The following is an 18416-nucleotide window of genomic DNA, read 5'->3' as shown; positions in this document are numbered from 1 at the left end:
CCGCTGGCGGCCAGACGCGGTTCGGCATCCCGGTACCCCTTCCACTGCTGCAAAGCCGCTTCAGCCAAAAACAGAAACAAATCGTAACCGGTGAACTTCCGAGCCACATCGACATAGCCGATTTCCGCGAGCAACTCTTCGATTTGCTCGCGGGGAAATACAGTTTGCAGAACACTCGAGAATGTCGTAGACTTTGTCATGAGGTCGCCTCGTTTCGATGTTTGTAGGGGTACAAACAGCTTAACAAACAGGCGTCCTTTTTGCTATTTTTTGGTTAATCAACAGGCCTACGCTGATACAATTAAATGATCGCTTTTTTCTCCAACGCTTCATTTATTGAATAAATAATTGTATCCACGCACTTATTTCAAGATAAAGTTGATCTGACGCTCATTTAACTGCATATTTGCAGCTATTTCGGACTCTCCCAAACTATCTTCTCAATTCATAAAATTCGCAAGTTTGACGGTCATAATAGTCGAGATCGCTGACGCTTGATTGGACGGCGATCATCGAGTCATCAAAGCGGATAATCAGGCCGCCGGCATTGATCATTTCGTCATCACGAAACACACGGATGGTTCGTTCTTGATCCATCGCTTCTTGGAAATCCAGCTCGCTTTCGAGCCTGCGATTGGTGGCCATGAGGTTCCTCCCTGTCTGCAATTAAGCTTTTTTTACGGCATAGTTCAATCATTTTAACACAGAAAGAAGAAGAGGAGGACAGCGTTCAATTTTGAAAGTCGACGGCTTTGAACACTTCCCGATTTTTATGGTTTACCGTGGCATATATATAGCTCAACAAATTTTTGGAAATGGCAGTTTTTCTATAAGGGATTCGTAATTAACGGAACAGCACATATTTTCCGAAACCCCTTTCGCTACATTCTCCAAAGCGTATAATGGGAAATGTAAGCCGCGAAGTGGAAACGTAAACCAACGTTTCACTTCCGGTAAGCCGCGAACAGAAACGTAAATAATGTTTCTGCTTCCGGTAAGCCGCGAACAGAAACGAAATCAACGTTTCTGTTCCGCAGCAGGCCGCAAAACGGCGCAGAAGCGATCCATAGGAGGATGAACGAATGAATCCCATAATATTATGGCCGGAAGGTGCTCCCCATGCACTTGGAATAAGCGATGAAGATGTACCTGCAATTTTTCCCTATTTGGTAGAAGGGGATAATCGTGCAGCCGTCATTGTATGTCCGGGAGGAGGTTATGAATTTCGCGCGGATCATGAAGGAGAACCGATTGCCCTGTGGCTGAATACGCTGGGAATATCGGCCTTTGTGCTTCGCTATCGTGTAGCACCTTACCGTTATCCGAATGCGCTCTCCGACGTTAAACGCGCCGTGCGTACGGTGCGCCACCGCGCGCCTGAATTCGGTATTGATCCTCAGCGGATCGGTGTACTTGGTTTCTCGGCAGGGGGGCATTTGGCTTCGACAGCCGGAACTTTGTACGATGCCGGAATGCCGGAAGCGGCCGATCCTATCGAACGCGGCTCCAGCCGTCCGGATCTGCTGATGCTGTGCTATCCGGTCATCACGCTGCATGAACCCTACACGCATGCCGGATCCCGTATCGCCCTGCTTGGAGCGGATGCTTCTTCAGAACAAATCGAAGCGCTCTGCAGCGAACGCAATGTTACAAGCGATACGCCGCCGACTTTCCTATGGCACACGTCCGAAGACGGCCTTGTACCTGTAGAAAACAGCCTGCTGTTCGCGTCAGCGCTGGGACGCAGCGGTGTTCCGTTCGATCTGCATGTGTATGCGCTTGGCGGTCATGGTATGGGAATGGCTGAAGGGGACAACCACGTTCGGCGTTGGACTGAAGAGTGCGCGTCTTGGCTGCGCTTGAACGGATTTACATCCGAAGTCTAATTTGTCAGAAAGACAATTAGGTTTTTATAAGGATGTAAGTACGAATACCGAATAAGAATTTAGCATCAAGAAATTATAAACAGCCGGACAGTGATGCTGCTCCGGCTGTTTTGCGCTGTCTAAAGGGAACGGAACGTTCTTCGCCGCTGAAGCAGCAATCCAACTGAACAAACAAGAAAAATGGGATAAGACGTTTCCTTTATTAAGAAGCATAAGAAGAGAACAAGCGGCACAAACAGCAATTGTCAGAAAGACGAAAATATGTGGAAACGTTTCCTATAAACACACTGAAAGATTTAATATGAGCTTTTTAATCCTTTAGAAAAACAAAACAGCAACAAAATGACAACGCTTACTTTATAATAAAATTTTATATGATCACGCTTTGATCCCAAAATGACTGGAGCATGGCGGATTACGTGTTTTAGAAAGTTGAATTTCAAAAAAAAGGATGTTGACACTTCCAATATTCAGGTTTATGATGTGTATCGAAACGATTCGATTAAGTAAGAAAGCGTTTACTGAATAGAGGAAACGTTTCCTATGAATGATGAAAACTGAAAGGGATCGGCTTATGGATGCTTCAATCAGTCGATTCATAACCGAGGTGAAGCGGCAAATAAAATGAATATTAAAGACATTGCCAAAATTTCCGGTGTGGGCATATCTACCGTATCCAGAGTGCTCAATAACAGCGGCGTCGTCAGCGATACCACGCGCGCCAAAGTGCTGGCTGTAGTCAAGCAGTACAATTATGTTCCTAACAGCAATGCCCGCAATTTGAAAAAAACACAGTCCAACATGATTGCACTGATGGTCAAAGGTATTTCGAATCCTTTTTTCGGCAATATGATGAAGGAAGTGGAGCGCCAAGTCCACCTAAGAGGTTATCCGTTGATGATCCAGCATGTGGAGGACGGAGTCGATGAGATTGCCGCAGCGATGCAGTTGATCAAGGAGAAAAATCTGTGCGGCATTATCTTCATGGGAGGAACGTACGATCACTCCGAAGAAGAATTCCGGCAGCTTGGAGTTCCGTTCGTCTTGACTACGATTACAACGCTTAAGGATGTTGATCCGTCCGTGTATTCGAGCGTATCGATTGATGATGTGCAGAGCGCTTATCGGGCAACGAATTATTTGATTTCATTGGGGCATCGAAACATTTGTTTCCTAGCTCGCTTTCCTTTCAAGGAAAATACAATCGGCAGCCGCAGGCTGCTGGGCTACAAAAAAGCGCTTGAAGAGCACGGAATCGAATACGATCCGGCGCTTGTTGAAGATTGCGAGTATGCGCCAAGTTCCGGTTTTGCGGCTGCCAAGCGGTTGATGAACAAAAACCTCGGCATAACGGCAATGTTCTCCGCGTCGGACGCGATTGCAATCGGTACTGCAAAAGCGGTGCTCTCTTCGGGATTATCGATTCCGGGCGATATTTCGATCGTAGGCTTTGACGGGATTGAAATGGCAGAGTATTATCACCCGTCGCTGGATACGATCAGCCAGCCTGGCGTTGAAATGGCTCACGTCAGCATTGAGATTTTGTTTGATCTGATCGGAGGAGAGACAGCGAATCGGCATGTGGTATTCGAATCCATGCTCGTCAAGCGAGGTTCCAGTCGTAAAATCAATTGATCAGTCGCAAGCAGGGCACAGTATTAGCCACGCGATTGAAGCAAGTTCCGTACGTTCTTTTGACCACTCAAATAAGTAAGCGCTTGCTGAAACCGTCCGTTCGATGACGGCTTTTCATTTGACGTCAATCGAAACGATTCACCAAACCTAAGTAGAGTGAGGAGATGTCATGTGAAACCCACAGCTGCGTCCTCAGGCATGTCCAAAGGGGAAGAATCAAAATTCAAAAGGCTGTTCGTCGAAATCTGGAAGTACAGAATGACTTATACCCTGCTCATTCCCGGCTTGATTTGGCTGTTTCTGTTTGCCTATCTGCCAATGGGCGGTTTATCGCTGGCATTTAAGGAATACCGTGCCAACGACGGGATTTGGAGCAGTGAATGGATCGGAATGGAGAACTTCAAATACGTATTTCGCGATCCGGCGTTTGCCGATGCGGTCTGGCGTACTCTCTATATCAACATTATCAAGCTGTTCATTACCTTCCCGTTTCCGATTTTGCTTGCGCTGCTGCTGAACGAACTGCGGATGCGACGTTACAAAAAAGCGCTGCAAACTGCGTTCACGTTCCCGCACTTCCTGTCCTGGATTATTGTATCGGGCATCATCATCAACGTTCTAGCCTATGACGGCCTGGTCAACAGCTTCCTAGCTTTGTTCGGATTTTCGACAATCAACTTCCTCGGTTCGGAGCAGAACTTCTATCCGATGATTATCCTAACGGATATCTGGAAGTCGACCGGCTGGGGAGCGATCGTATTCATGGCCGCCATCTCGGGGATCGACCAAGAGCAGTATGAGGCGGCGCAGATCGATGGCGCAACCCGGCTGCAGCAGATGTTCCGGGTCACGCTTCCGAACATCATGCCGACGGTTACCATCATGTTTATCCTGTCGGTAGGCGGACTGATGTCTTCCGGCTTCGACCAGATCTTCAACTTGGCGAATGCCGCAACGCAGAATGTATCGCAGGTACTCGACGTATACATCTACCGGATCACGTTCCAATCTTCGACCGACTTCTCGTTCTCGACTGCAGTCAGCTTGTTCCGTTCCATTGTGAACATGATTCTGCTGCTGCTTGCCGATAGAGCGGCGAAGTGGATGGGTGGAGACGGCCTGTTCCGATAAGAAAGGAGAACGCAATCCATGAGTACTTTGGCGAGAAAAACAAAAAAAAACAAATTCAGTACAGACAGAGTAACCGGACTCGATATTTTCATCTTCATTGTGCTGACTCTCGGCGCGCTGTCGATTCTGATTCCTTTCTGGAACGTGATCATGATTTCTTTCGCAACCCAGCGGGAATATGCGGAAAATCCGCTGCTCATGTGGCCGAAAGACCCGACATTGGCTTCTTATAAAGCGCTGTTCGCGGACGGCAGTATTATTACGGGGTACTGGAACACGATCAAACTGATGGCGGCCGGTCTTCCATTAAGTTTATTTCTTACAGTCAGCATGGCTTACGGTCTCAGTCGTCCCAGCTTTCCGGGCAAAAAGCCGATTTTCTTCCTTGTGCTGTTCACGATGATCTTCAATGGAGGCATCGTGCCGCTGTATCTGGTTATGAGAGATCTTAATCTGACTGGTTCGCTGTGGGCGGTTATTTTGGCTGGAAGCTTCAGTGTATTCAATATGATTCTGATGATGAATTACTTCCAAGGGCTGCCGGAATCGCTGATGGAATCGGCAAGACTCGACGGTGCCGGCGAATGGAGAATTCTTGTTTCCGTCGTACTGCCGCTGGCCGCGCCAATTATGGCGACGATTGCCCTGTTCTATGGCGTGGCATTCTGGAACAGCTGGTACGATGCGATGATCTTCCTTCGCAAAGCTGAGCAGCTTCCGCTGCAGAACGTGCTGCGGGCGATTATCGTCGAATCGCAAACCAATGCCTCCAACGCAACAAGCGTCGGTCAAGGTGTGGCGCAGTCCTTCTCGACGGGCATGAAAATGGCAGCGGTGTTCGTAACGATCATTCCGATCATGGCATTCTTCCCGCTGCTGCAGAAGCATTTCGCTAAAGGGGTATTAACAGGGGCTATCAAGACCTGAAGATACAATATAACAACACGATACAAAGTTTTACACGGGGTAAAGATCGGGCTTGCAAAATCCAAACGAAAATGGGGGTACACACATGAAAGTGAACAAAATGTTTTCGGTCAAGGCGCTTTTTCTTCTTGCATTGTCTGTAATGATGGTGCTGGTGACAGCCTGCTCGGGCGGCGGTTCGAGCGAGTCGGCAGCGGGAACTGCGGACGAGAAAAACGAGGATGGTACGTACAAAAATAATTTGACCATCTCGTATGCCAGCGTAACCGATCCGTCCAAGGCCGATATGAACGACAAGTTCCACAAATACTTTACCGACAAATTCAATATTACTTGGGATTACAACTACATTGACTGGGATTCATGGCCGGAGAAAATGCGTCTGTGGATCAACTCCGGCGAGATGACGGATTTTGCAAGTTGGAACTACGTTCAAGGTGACGCAGTGAAGTACATCGATCAGGGATTGTTCTACAAGTTCCCGGATGATTGGAAAGAGCGTTGGCCCGAAACGGCTAAAGCTTATGCTTCCACAGGTCTCGGCGAGCGTCTGGAAGAAAAAGTGGGCGGAACTTACGTACTGCCTAAACCGGTCTACTTCCAAAACCAACCGGCCGATCCGCTGCTGAACCAAATCGGCGTTATCGCACTGCGCAAAGACTGGGCAGAAGCGGTAGGGTTTGAATTGAAAGATGCTTATACGGTAACCGAGCTGATGGAATATGCGAAGCTGGTTAAAGAACAAGATCCGGGCAAAGTCGGCAGCCGCTTGATTCCGATGTCGTTCAACGCCGGGGATCTGCTGACCGGTTTCGTAATGGCTAACAACGAACATGCACGCGTGGAATCGGCTTTCTATAAAGGCGAGGACGGCAAGTATACTTGGGGTCCAGCCGATGAATCGACATTGACAGGTCTGAAATTGATGCAGCAGGCGTACAAAGAAGGTCTGTTGGATCCTGAATTCTACACTTGGAAAAATAGCGAAGGCGGCGACGCATTCAAAGTAACGGGAATTTCCGCAATTGCGGGTCTGGGCGGCTTGGCTTCCTACAGACAAGATATGGACAATGCAATGAAAAAGAACCTCGACCTGGACAGCAGCGAAGTGGTACATGAAGCGCTGATTCTGGGCGAAGACGGCAAATATCGCAATCTAGAGCAGGTTAACTTCTGGTCGTCGCTTGTATTCTCTCCGGATATTTCTCAGGAGAAATTCGAACGCATCATGGATATGATCGAATATTCCGTATCGGAAGAGGCGCAGCGCATTCTGAATTTGGGCTTTGAAGGCGAAGACTGGAAGGAAGAAAATGGCGAGCTTGTGAGCCTGCTGCCGGAAGGTACAACGCTGGAAGACAAATATCCGGGCCGCTTCGAAGGTCTCTATGTCCTAGGAGACGACTTCAGTGTCATCAATCCTTCGATTAAAAAAGAATTCCGCGATCGTTCGGTTGAACTGTACAAAGAGAAAGCGGCACTGAGTACCGAAGGCGGAGAAATGGCTGTCTATGATTGGGACTTCCAGCTGTACACGTCCAGATCGAAAGATCAGGCGAACTTCGATTATGCGACCGAATACGCGAACCTGATTCTCCAAGCGGGAGACCTTGAGGAGAATTGGAAAAAATGGGTGGAAAGCAAGCAGTCGCTGGTACAGCCGGTCATCGAAGAGCTGAACAACGAATTTGCGCAGTAAAAGCGTCATTCCTCATTCGTAAACCCGGGTCTGGACGGTACCCTGCCTACAGGCCCGGCCGTATGCCAAACCCGGTGCGCGCGGAACTTCCGCACGAACCGGGTTTCTCTTCTTTATGGCCGGTATCAATCAGCATCGGTTTATTTTCTAAATGAGGAATTTGCATAATTGATTCCTAAACCTTATATTCCCGACAATTGTGCAAAATCCTGAAACAAGGAGAAAGCCAACCGGCATTTTCAAGCTTTTCAACCTGAACTTTATTAAAAATTAGTTGAAGAAAATGAATTGAACATATACTTGAATTTTAAAGCTTGGAGGACTCGTTATGGACAATCAGCAGCTTCTCGACCTGCTCGGCGCGATGACGCTCGAAGCGAAAGTCGCCCAACTGATTCAACTTGCTGCCCCCTTCTACGAAGGAGCGGACAAAGGTGGTCAGATTACCGGCCCTCTTGAAGCAATGGGAATTACGGAAGAGACGGTTGCGAGCAGCGGCTCCATTCTTGGCTATGCGGGAGCTGCCGGAGCGATCGCCGTACAGAAGGCACATTTGCAAAAAAATCCGCATGGCATCCCGCTGCTGTTTATGGCGGACATTGTACACGGATTCAAAACGATTTTTCCCGTACCGCTTGCGATCGGCTGCTCCTGGGATACGGAGCTGGCCGAGAAAAGCGCGGAAATTGCAGCACGCGAGGCGGCCGTCTCCGGTGTGCACGTAACCTTCGCGCCAATGGTCGATCTGGTGCGCGATCCGCGCTGGGGCCGTGTAATGGAGTCGACAGGCGAAGATCCGTATCTGAACAGCTTGTTCGCCCGGGCTTTTGTCCATGGTTTTCAGGGCAAGGATCTGACGAAAGAGACCGAGCGGGTCGCAGCCTGTGTCAAGCATTTTGCCGCTTACGGAGCATCGGAAGCCGGCCGTGACTACAACACGGTCGATCTCTCCGAACGCCAGCTTCGCGAGTATTACCTGCCCGCTTACCAAGCCGCACTGGAAGAAGGCTGCGAGATGGTCATGACCTCGTTCAACACGGTCGACGGCATACCGGCCAGTGCCAACGAAAAGCTGATGCGCAGCCTGCTGCGCGAAGAATGGGGCTTCGAAGGTGTATTGATCTCCGATTGGGGTGCCGTCAAGGAATTGATCCCGCACGGGGCAGCGGAGGATGAGCGCGAAGCGGCTTATCGTGCGATTCGGGCAGGAGTGGATATCGAAATGATGACCGCCTGCTACGTGCATGAGCTGCCGGAATTGGTGCGCAGCAGACGCGTGGACGAGGGGCTGATCGACGAAGCTGTGCTTCGCATTTTGCAGCTTAAGAACAAGCTGGGATTGTTCGACAACCCGTACCGGGGAGCAAGCCCCAAGCGCGAGACAGAAATCGTATTCAGCCCGGAGCATCGTGCAGCAGCTTACGAGTTGGCGGCCAAGTCGACCGTACTGCTGAAAAATGAAGGAGTGCTGCCCCTTAATCCGGACGCTCGCGTGGTCCTGATCGGTCCATTCGCTCAAAGCGGAGATCTCCTGGGTCCCTGGTCGTGGAGCGGATCGACCGAAGACGCCGTGAAGCTGAACGACGCATTGACCGAGAGGCTCCGCGGCAGCCTAAATATAGCAGAAGGCTGCGGCATCGAAGAAGGCACGGAAGAACAGCTGCGCGAAGCGCTGGAAGCCGCGGCTTCCGCCGATGTGATTGTATTGGCGCTCGGCGAAGCGTCAGAGATGAGCGGCGAAGCCGGGTGCCGGACAGATATTCGTCTGCCGGGAATCCAGCTTGAACTCACAGCCCGCATCGCGGAGATGGGCAAGCCGACTGCGGCCGTTCTGTTCAACGGGCGCCCGCTCGATCTGCACGGCGTATACGACCAAGTCGGTGCGGTCGTCGAAGCCTGGTTCCCGGGCAGCGAAGGCGGGGCTGCGGTAGCCGACATTCTGATCGGTGCCGTCAATCCATCGGCGCGGCTAACGATGTCGTTTCCGTACTCTGTTGGTCAGGTACCGGTATATTACAACCCCTTCAATACCGGTCGCCCCAAAGGAGCTCCCGATGCCCAAGTGCGCTACGTATCGCAGTATCTGGATGCTCCGAACGAACCGCTGCTGCCTTTCGGCTTCGGCTTATCGTATACAACATTCGACTACGATGATTTGAAGCTTTCTTCGAAGAAAATGACGACAGATTCTCCGATTGTCATCAGCGTAAATGTAACCAATACGGGAGATCGGACGGGAACAGAAACGGTACAGCTGTATGTCCGCGATATCGCGGGCGACGTAGTGCGTCCGGTGCGCGAGCTGAAAAGTTTCGTCAAACTGGAGCTTGCTCCGGGCGAACGCGGCACCGCCGTATTCACTCTAAACGAAGAGCAGCTGCGGTATCACCATTCGGACTTAAGCTTCAGGAGCGATCCCGGACAATTTGAAGTTTTTGTCGGCCGCAGCAGCAGGGATACGTTGAACGATTTTTTCAGATTGGTTTGAAGCGATGACCCATCATGCTAAACCATTCAAGGCGATCACAAACTGATTGAAATAGGAGTGAATGCATTTATGACGACCATAGCAAATCCGAACTTGAAATTCAGCGTACAGGCCGGAAGCCTGAACTTTACTTTCTGGCCGAGCGGCGACCTGTATCAGGCGCTGGGCGGCAGTACGATGCTGAACCAGCTGTTGTCTTCTCCACTCGACGGTTCGCTGAACAATCTGTACCTGCGTATTCACAGAGAGTCCGGAATTTCCTTTTACCCGCTGATCGGTATTCGTTCCGGGAGCAAAGTGAGCCGCGGCAATCAGCGTATCGTCTGGGAAGGACGCGCGGAAAACATCGAGTATACAGTGACATTCGCGGTAACGGAACAGGATGTATGGTTCTGGGATGTAAAGACACGCGGTGAAGGCGTCAGCATCGACATCGTATACGGTCAAGATATAGGGAATGCCGAGCCCGGTGCGGTACGCAGCAACGAAGCTTACTTGTCGCAGTATATCGATCATGCAGTTTTCGAAGACAAGCATAAGGGCTATGTCGTCTGTTCCCGTCAGAATCAACCGCAGGGCGGAACATTTCCTTATATGCAGCAGGGCTCGCTGACGCGCGCTTCCGGTTACTCGACCGACGGCTTCCAGTTTTTCGGCCAGTCCTACAAGGAAAGTAACGTGCCGGAGTCGCTCGGCCGCAGCCAGCTGGCAAACGAAGTCTACCAATACGAGTTCGCCTACACGGCGCTTCAATCGGAAATGGTAACACTGAGCGGTGAAGAACGTTTTGTTTTCTATGGTTTGTACCGTGGGGATCATCCTTCAGCGATTACAGCGCTTCAGTTTGCGGACGAGATTCAGACAGCCTGGGAAGCTTACGAAGCGGAGCCTATCGGGAAGCTGCAAGCACTGCCTGAAGTGTCGCTCAAAGCCCATATCGGCGAACCGCTGCAAACGCTGGATTTGACGGAAGCAGAAGTTGCGGAGCAGTTTCCGGAGCGCTATCAGGAAGAGCGGGAGAACGGCAAACTGCTGGCCTTTTTCACGGATACTTACGAACATATTGTATTGAAGGAAAAAGAACGGCTTGTCGAGCGTCCGCACGGCCATATCCTGATGAGCGGCGGTAATGTGACGTTTGGTGTACCGGTAATGGCGACAACCGCATACATGTACGGCATATTCAATTCGCAGCTTGTACTCGGCAACACTAACTTCAATAAAATGATGAGTAATGCGCGCAATGCGCTGAATATTCCAAAAACGGCCGGACAGCGTGTTTACATTGAAATGGACGGGGTATACCGTCTGCTGACGATGCCGTCGCTGTTCGAGATCGGCTTCAATTACGCGCGCTGGACGTACAAGACGGAAAGAGAAACGATTTTCGTCACGACTTACACAACTGTCGATAGTCCTGAAGTGCGCTTGACGGTCCGCTCGAAGAGCGGTAGGGCGTACCGTTATTTGGTCACGACGCAGATCACAATGAATGTAAATGAATTTGAATTCCCGCTGCATATGACCGAACAAGCCGGCGTTCTGACATTTACGGCCGATTCGGCTTCGCTGAGTGCGAATGCTTATCCGGAACTGGCGTACCGCTTGAAAGTAGACGGCGCAAAAGTATCGGTCGGCGACGAGTCGATACTGGCAAACGGTATTCTTTCCGGCGACGCTTCCTTGGTGACGCTGACGGTTGAACCGAGCACGGAATGGACGATGACGATTCAGGGACTGCTGGACGGAGCCGACATTCCTTTTGTCCAACGTTCCCTGGAAGACGAAATCGTCAAATACCGCGAATTTTACCGGGATGTCATGAACGGATTCCGCCTCTCGAAGAGCGGAAGCGGTACCGGTGGGGAGCTGTTCAAAGTCAATGCGCTCGCCTGGTGGTACACGCACAATATGCTCGTTCACTATTCCTCTCCGCACGGTCTTGAACAGTATGGCGGTGCGGCTTGGGGAACGCGCGACGTTTGCCAAGGCCCGGTCGAATACTTTATGGCCACGCAGAAATATGGACAGGTCAAAGACATTCTAAAGACCGTGTATTCGCATCAATACGAAGACGACGGTGCATGGCCGCAGTGGTTCATGTTCGACAACTACTTTGCGATTCAGCAGGAGGAGAGCCATGGAGACATTATCGTCTGGCCGCTTAAAGTTCTGGCCGATTATTTGAAAACGACACGCGACTTCAGCATTCTGGATGAAAAAGTCCCGTACACCGTTAAGCATGAATTTGGATTTACGAAGAAAGAGTTTACGGTGCTGGATCATGCCAAAAAAGAAATTTCCTATATTAAAGAGCACTTCCTGCACGATACGTTCCTGTCTTCCTACGGAGACGGCGATTGGGACGATACGCTTCAGCCGGCAAATGCACAGCTCAAGCAGTACATGGTTAGCAGTTGGACGGTTGCGCTGACCTACCAGGCTGTAAATGTGCTGTCCGGTGCCATTCGGGAGAAGGATGCTGCGTTTGCAGAAGAATTGGCTCAACTTGCGGAGGGGATTCGCGCCGACTTTGGCCGCTATATGCTGAATACGGATGTCATTCCGGGCTTCGTCTATATGGAAGAAGCCGACAAGCCCAAAGCGATGCTGCATCCAAGCGACAAGGAAACGGGGATCGCTTACCGTCTGCTGCCGATGACACGCAGCATGATCGCCGAACTGCTCGAACCGGAGCAGGCGAAGTCGCACTATGAGCTGATCAAACGCGAATTTTTCTGTCCGGATGGCGTACGTTTGATGAATCGTCCCGCACAGTACGAAGGCGGCGTAAGCACACATTTCAAACGTGCCGAGCAGGCTTCGAATTTTGGCAGGGAAATTGGGCTTCAGTATGTGCATGCTCATATCCGTTATGTCGAAGCGATGGCAAAGTTGGGCCGGACGGACGAGACCTGGAATGGATTGGCGATGATTAATCCGGTCGGCATTAAGGACGTTGTGCCCAATGCGGAGCTGCGACAGAGCAATGCCTATTTCAGCAGCTCGGATGGCAAGTTCAACAACCGTTACGAAGCGCAGGAGCGCTTCGGCGAATTGAAAAGCGGGAAAGCTGCGGTCAAGGGAGGATGGAGAATCTATTCCAGCGGCCCGGGGATCTACATGAACCAACTGATCGGCAGTGTACTGGGCATTCGTCAGGAGGGCGGCGATCTGATCGTCGATCCGGTACTGCCGGATTCACTGAATGGAGTGCACTTCGATTTTAGCTATGGCGGTACTCCGGCGACCTTTGTATACCGGATCGGTACCGGGAAGTCCGGAATGGTAAAGCTTAACGGTCAAGAGATCGGCGAAAGAGCCGGAGACAATCGCTATCGCGAAGGCGGAGTACGCATCAGGCGGGCCGAGTTTGAAGCTGCCGCTGTAAAAGAAATCAATATTGTTGAAATTTTTGTATAAAATTTGTCGAAAAACACAAGGCGATCTTGACGGATCGCCTTCGTTGTCTGTTAGATGGATATAATAAGAAAAAAGGCAACCAGACAGGGGAGCGAGTGGATTGGTAAGTATCAAGGATATCGCCAAGAGAGCGGGAGTATCGATTTCGACAGTGTCTTATGCGTTAAACGGAAGCAGCAAGGTGACGGACGAGACGAGCGCGCGCATTTTGGCTATTGCGGAAGAACTGAATTATGTACCTAACGCCGCAGCACGCACGCTGAAGAAGCGAGAATCCCGTATCATCGGCGTGTTCCTGACCGATTTTCGCGGTGAAGTCTACGGCGATCTGCTCGACGGCGTCAAAAATGTGCTGAATCGGGAAGGCTACGATATGATCGTCTGCAGTGGTATTCAATCGCATCGTATGCTGCCCGAGCGGATGATCGACGGTGCGATCATTCTCGATTCGGGATTCGACAGCGAAGAGATTCTACGTTACGCGGATCGCGGTCATCGGATTGTTGTCATGGACCGCGAGCTGATTCATCCGAATATTAATCGTGTGCTGCTGGACAATCAAGCTGGTGCGGCGGCAGCAATGAACTATTTGCTTGAGCGGGGACACCGCAGAATGTATGTGGTTACAGGACCGGAAGATTCTTACGACTCAAATCAACGGCTGGCTGTTGTGCGGCAGATGGCGGCGGAACGACCGGACTTGATACTTACCGAGATCCAAAGCAATTTTGAGAAAAAAGGTGGAGAGGTCGCCGCACAACAAATTATCGAGGAGTACAAAGAGCCGGTGGCGGTGTTCTGTCTGAACGATGAGATGGCTGTCGGAATCTGCAATGTGCTGACCGATACCGGACTTCGTGTCGGCGAGCAGGTGCATCTGATCGGCTTTGATAATATCGAGCTGGCCAAGTACCTGCAGCCCAGATTGGCAACCGTAGATTATTCCCGGACTAAGTGGGGGGCGGCGGCAGCGGAGCATCTGCTCAAGATTTTGGCCGGCGAGTCGGTCGAGCACGAACGCATGCAGATCAAGTTGATCGAGGGCGGTTCGGTCGGAACGCTGAATGTTGAAGATTCGGTTAATTGAAAACGCATTCGATTGGGTGTCCTTTCAAGAGAAGGACACCTTTTTTCAATGTCATTAGGAAAGGCCAATGGTTTGAACCGCTCCTGCGCTCTGTGTTTAAATGGAAGAGAAAGAATAAACATAAGTCGTTTGATGCGGGAAAGGCAGGAGAAACGATGGAATATAAAATGATTGATACCAAGCAGGGGAAACTTCGAGGATCGGCGGCAAATGGAGCCGTATCATGGAAAGGGGTACCCTATGCCCGCCCACCCGTGGGTGAACTTCGCTTTCGGGTGGCACAGCCTGCTGAAGCTTGGAATGGCGTTCGGGATGCGCTGACGTTCGGTCCGATTTGTCCGCAGCCTCAGTCTGAAGACACATCGTTGTTCGGTTCGGGCATGGCGGAGATGTCGGAGGACTGCTTGTATCTGAACATATGGGCACCCGAAGACGATGTGACGGGACTACCTGTTATGGTCTGGATTCACGGCGGGGCTTTTATGTCGGGTTCATCCAGTATTCCGCTGTATGATGGTGCGCAGTTGGCCTTCCGTGGAAATTGTATCGTCGTATCGATCAATTACCGGTTGGGACCTTTGGGATTCCTGCATCTTTCTCCGCTTGGAGAAGAATTCGATTCCAATACGGGGTTATCCGATCAGGTGCTTGCACTGAAATGGATTCGGGAGAACATCGGGGCTTTCGGCGGCAATCCGGATAATGTGACGGTGTTCGGCGAGTCGGCGGGTTCAATGAGCATTGCGGCGCTGCTGGCAATGCCGTCTGCCAAGGGACTGTTTCACAAAGCCGTGATGCAGAGCGGAGGCTCACAGTATCTGGCTCCGGCTCAGGCCGAAGGCGTGGCAGCCGCTTATCTGCGCTATCTTGGTGTAGACGGAGGCAGTCTGGATCGTCTTAAATCGGCGTCGGTGCAAGAGCTTCTGAGCGCGGCAGCCGCATTAATGCAAGGAGCGGAAGGCGGCTCGCCGGGTCTTCCGTTCCAGCCCACACTGGAACCTTCGACGCTGCCTGTCGACCCGGTGCAGGCCGTATCCGAAGGATCTGCCGCAGGCATTCCGCTGATTATCGGAACAAATCGCGACGAAGGCGCATTTTTCCTACGGGACGAGTCGCAGCGCATGGATCCGGAAGCATTCGCCGGCATGCTGCATAGACTGACCGGATTGGACAATGCGGAGGAATGGATCAACAGATACCCATCCTCCATCGAGGGTCAGGCTGGAATGATGACGGATTTGTATTTCTGGCGTTCAGCCCTGATTTTTGCGGAAGCGCAGTCGGCGCACGCTCCGGTATGGATGTACCGCTTCGATTGGTCGCTTTCGAATCATCCATTTTTCGGTAAAGCGGTACATGCCGCCGAAATTCCGTTTGTGTTCGGGAATCTGGTTCTGCTGCCGCGCATGGGTGTACGGATTGAGCCGGCGATGCAAAATTTATCCGATGCTATGCGCAGCGCCTGGCAGGAGTTTGCCAAATCCGGAGAGCCTTCCACAGCAGCCCTTCCTTGGGAGCGATATGAGGCAGAAAATCGGATTACAATGATCTTCGGCACGGAAATTTTGTCCGTGCAGGATTTGGAACGCGAGAAGAGAGAGCGGCTGTTCGGTCTGAATGTCTGATCGTTAACGTGTGATAGCTGTTAAGCAAAATGCTTGCCCTGTTCTTCATGCATTTGTACGAACAAATTGTTTTGTGGGCGAGTATCGGGACGGCAGTCCGGGTAAAGTTCTATGTGGACAGGAGTGAAATTGCATTTCGGCAGAAAGGCCAAACAAGTTATTTACCTGAGAAATCGGCAAATTTCCGGCTTTATTTCGAATGCTATGGAAATGAATGTTTCAAAGTGATATACTAGATCACAGGAGTCTTCACAATCCGTTACCGTTTATCCGGAAACGACCGAGGAGGATATTAGAATATGGCTAACAATGTCAAAATCGACGATCTGTCGATTGCTACAATTCGTACCCTTTCGATCGATGCGATCGAAAAAGCAAAATCGGGACACCCAGGTATGCCAATGGGTTCCGCACCGATGGGCTACCAGCTTTTCGCTAAAACGATGAACCACAACCCGTCCAACCCGAACTGGGTTAACCGGGACCGTTTCGTTCTGTCTGCCGGCCACGGTTCGATGCTGCTTTACAGCCTGCTGCACCTGTCGGGCTATGATCTGCCGATGGAAGAGATCAAGCAGTTCCGTCAATGGGGAAGCAAAACTCCGGGTCACCCGGAATTCGGTCACACAGCTGGTGTAGACGCGACAACCGGACCACTGGGTCAGGGCGTAGCGATGGCAGTAGGTATGGCCATTGCGGAAGCGCACACGGCAGCCGTTTATAACCAAGGCGACTATAAACTGATTGACCATTACACATACGCAATCTGCGGCGACGGCGACCTGATGGAAGGCGTTTCGCACGAAGCGGCTTCGATGGCCGGACATATGCAGCTCGGCAAACTGATTATGCTGTACGATTCCAACGACATTACGCTGGACGGCGAAGCTTCGCTTTCGTTCACGGACAGTGTTGCTAAACGCTTTGACGGTTACGGCTGGCAGGTACTGCGCGTTGAAGACGGCAACGATATCGATGCGCTCGACAAAGCAATCGCGGAAGCGAAAATGGATACGGGACGTCCGACACTGATCGAAGTAAAAACGATCATCGGTTATGGCAGCCCGAACAAGCAGGGTAAAGGCGGACATGCGGGTACTCACGGTTCCCCACTCGGTTCCGACGAAACCAAGCTGACAAAAGAATTCTACAACTGGGTTTACGAAGAGGACTTCTACGTACCTGACGAAGTTCGCGAACACTTCGCCAAAGTAAAAGAAAAAGGCGAACTGGCGAACAAGATCTGGGACGATCAGTTTGAGAAATTCCAGAAGGAAAATCCTGAACTGGCTGCTCAGTTCCAGATGGCTTTCAACAGCGAACTGCCGATCGAATGGGACAAGGAACTGCCTAAGTACACAGTGGAAGACAAAGAAATGTCGACACGTGTCGCTTCCGGTAAAGCTCTGAACGGTGTCGTACATCGTGTGCCTCAGCTGTTCGGCGGATCTGCCGACTTGGAAAGCTCGACAATGACGCATCTGAACGACGTGACCGTATTCACGCCGCAGGAGCGTACAGGACGCAATATCTACTACGGCGTACGCGAATTCGGTATGGCCGGCGCAATGAACGGTATTGCTCTGCATGGCGGTATCAAAGTCTTCGGCGGTACATTCTTCGTATTCACCGATTACCTGCGTCCGGCGATTCGTCTGGCCGCTCTGATGAAACTGCCTGTTACGTACGTACTGACGCACGACAGTATCGCTGTCGGCGAAGACGGTCCGACTCACGAGCCGATCGAGCAGCTTGCGTCCGTACGCATCATTCCAGGCCTTACGGTTATCCGTCCGGCGGATGCGAACGAAACGTCTGCGGCATGGGCATACTCCCTGCAAAACAAAGAAAATCCGGTTGCTCTGGTCCTGACTCGTCAGAACCTGCCGATCCTCGAAGGTTCGGTTGAAGGCGCATGGGAAGGCGTAACACGCGGCGCTTACGTTGTATCTGATGCAAAAGACGGCAAGCCTGCCGCTCAAATTCTTGCTACAGGTTCGGAAGTACAGCTTGCTGTTAAAGCACAAGCCAAACTTGCGGAAGAAGGTATCCAGGTTCGCGTTGTCAGCATGCCAAGCTGGGATCTGTTCGAGAAACAGGACAAAGCTTACAAAGATTCCGTAATTCTGCCTGATGTCAAAGCTCGTCTGGCTGTGGAAATGGCTAGTCCATTCGGCTGGGAGCGTTACGTTGGTGATGCTGGCGCAATCCTTGGCATCGATACGTTCGGCGCTTCGGCTCCAGGTGGCAAGGTCATGGAAGAGTACGGCTTCACGCCGGAAAACGTCGTGTCCAAAGTCAAAGAACTGCTTAAATAAAAAATTTGGGGATCAATCCTTGACCGCTTGATCCAATCATTTCGGTCAAGGAAACACCCGAGTTTTTCACCGCCCCTGCGGCGTCCGTGCAAAAGTGAGCATCCGGTAATGGACTCCGGCCGGATGACGATAGGGGTGTTTTTTATGTAATAGAATGTCATAAGCATGAACAGAGATAGGGCTTTTTCGGTTAGAAG

11 protein-coding genes and 1 pseudogene are annotated in these 18416 nt (G+C 51.1%); 10 read left to right on the top strand and 2 right to left on the bottom strand.

Features of this window, described 5'->3' with window-relative positions:
* Together F456_RS0102955 and F456_RS0102950 are read right to left on the bottom strand one after the other, a co-directional pair.
* Positions 1 to 200, bottom strand: a pseudogene (locus F456_RS0102955) (DUF4372 domain-containing protein); the annotation flags it as partial.
* A 232-nt stretch (positions 201 to 432) separates the two neighbouring features.
* Complete coding sequence (locus F456_RS0102950) at positions 433 to 645, bottom strand: hypothetical protein (protein ID WP_018975515.1); 213 nt, start codon at positions 643 to 645, stop codon at positions 433 to 435.
* A gap of 437 nt (positions 646 to 1082) precedes the next feature.
* Between F456_RS0102950 and F456_RS0102945 the strand changes: the two genes are divergently transcribed.
* The 10 genes from F456_RS0102945 to tkt all read left to right on the top strand — a co-directional run bounded on the left by F456_RS0102945 (position 1083) and on the right by tkt (position 18219).
* Positions 1083 to 1886, top strand: coding sequence for an alpha/beta hydrolase (locus tag F456_RS0102945; RefSeq protein WP_018975514.1), 804 nt, complete (start codon positions 1083 to 1085; stop codon positions 1884 to 1886).
* 624 nt (positions 1887 to 2510) lie between these two features.
* Complete coding sequence (locus F456_RS0102940) at positions 2511 to 3521, top strand: LacI family DNA-binding transcriptional regulator (protein WP_018975513.1); 1011 nt, start codon at positions 2511 to 2513, stop codon at positions 3519 to 3521.
* A 198-nt stretch (positions 3522 to 3719) separates the two neighbouring features.
* Entirely contained in the window at positions 3720 to 4652 is a 933-nt protein-coding gene (locus tag F456_RS0102935) for an ABC transporter permease (protein ID WP_018975512.1), read from the top strand.
* Between the two features lie 18 nt (positions 4653 to 4670).
* Positions 4671 to 5579, top strand: coding sequence for a carbohydrate ABC transporter permease (locus F456_RS0102930; protein ID WP_018975511.1), 909 nt, complete (start codon positions 4671 to 4673; stop codon positions 5577 to 5579).
* Positions 5580 to 5664: 85 nt separating this feature from the next.
* Positions 5665 to 7278, top strand: a complete 1614-nt coding sequence (locus tag F456_RS0102925; RefSeq protein ID WP_018975510.1) for a type 2 periplasmic-binding domain-containing protein — start codon at positions 5665 to 5667, stop codon at positions 7276 to 7278.
* 328 nt (positions 7279 to 7606) lie between these two features.
* Complete coding sequence (gene bglX / locus F456_RS0102920; RefSeq protein ID WP_018975509.1) at positions 7607 to 9766, top strand: beta-glucosidase BglX; 2160 nt, start codon at positions 7607 to 7609, stop codon at positions 9764 to 9766.
* A 69-nt stretch (positions 9767 to 9835) separates the two neighbouring features.
* The gene (locus tag F456_RS0102915; protein ID WP_018975508.1) at positions 9836 to 13189 is read left to right on the top strand and encodes a GH36-type glycosyl hydrolase domain-containing protein; all 3354 of its coding nucleotides are present in this window, start codon (positions 9836 to 9838) and stop codon (positions 13187 to 13189) included.
* A gap of 100 nt (positions 13190 to 13289) precedes the next feature.
* Positions 13290 to 14276 carry a LacI family DNA-binding transcriptional regulator gene (locus F456_RS0102910; protein ID WP_018975507.1) on the top strand — a complete coding sequence of 329 codons (987 nt, stop codon included), beginning with the start codon at positions 13290 to 13292 and terminating at the stop codon, positions 14274 to 14276.
* A 155-nt stretch (positions 14277 to 14431) separates the two neighbouring features.
* Positions 14432 to 15901: a carboxylesterase/lipase family protein gene (locus tag F456_RS0102905; protein WP_018975506.1), complete on the top strand. Its 1470-nt coding sequence runs from the start codon at positions 14432 to 14434 to the stop codon at positions 15899 to 15901.
* A 299-nt stretch (positions 15902 to 16200) separates the two neighbouring features.
* The gene (gene tkt / locus F456_RS0102900) at positions 16201 to 18219 is read left to right on the top strand and encodes a transketolase (RefSeq protein ID WP_018975505.1); all 2019 of its coding nucleotides are present in this window, start codon (positions 16201 to 16203) and stop codon (positions 18217 to 18219) included.
* The last annotated feature ends 197 nt before the right edge of the window (positions 18220 to 18416 follow it).

It is taken from the genome of Saccharibacillus kuerlensis DSM 22868 (genome assembly GCF_000378145.1).
Classification (GTDB): domain Bacteria; phylum Bacillota; class Bacilli; order Paenibacillales; family Paenibacillaceae; genus Saccharibacillus; species Saccharibacillus kuerlensis.
Note: the sequence above shows the minus strand (reverse complement) of the source record. Positions and strands in the feature narration are given on the sequence as shown.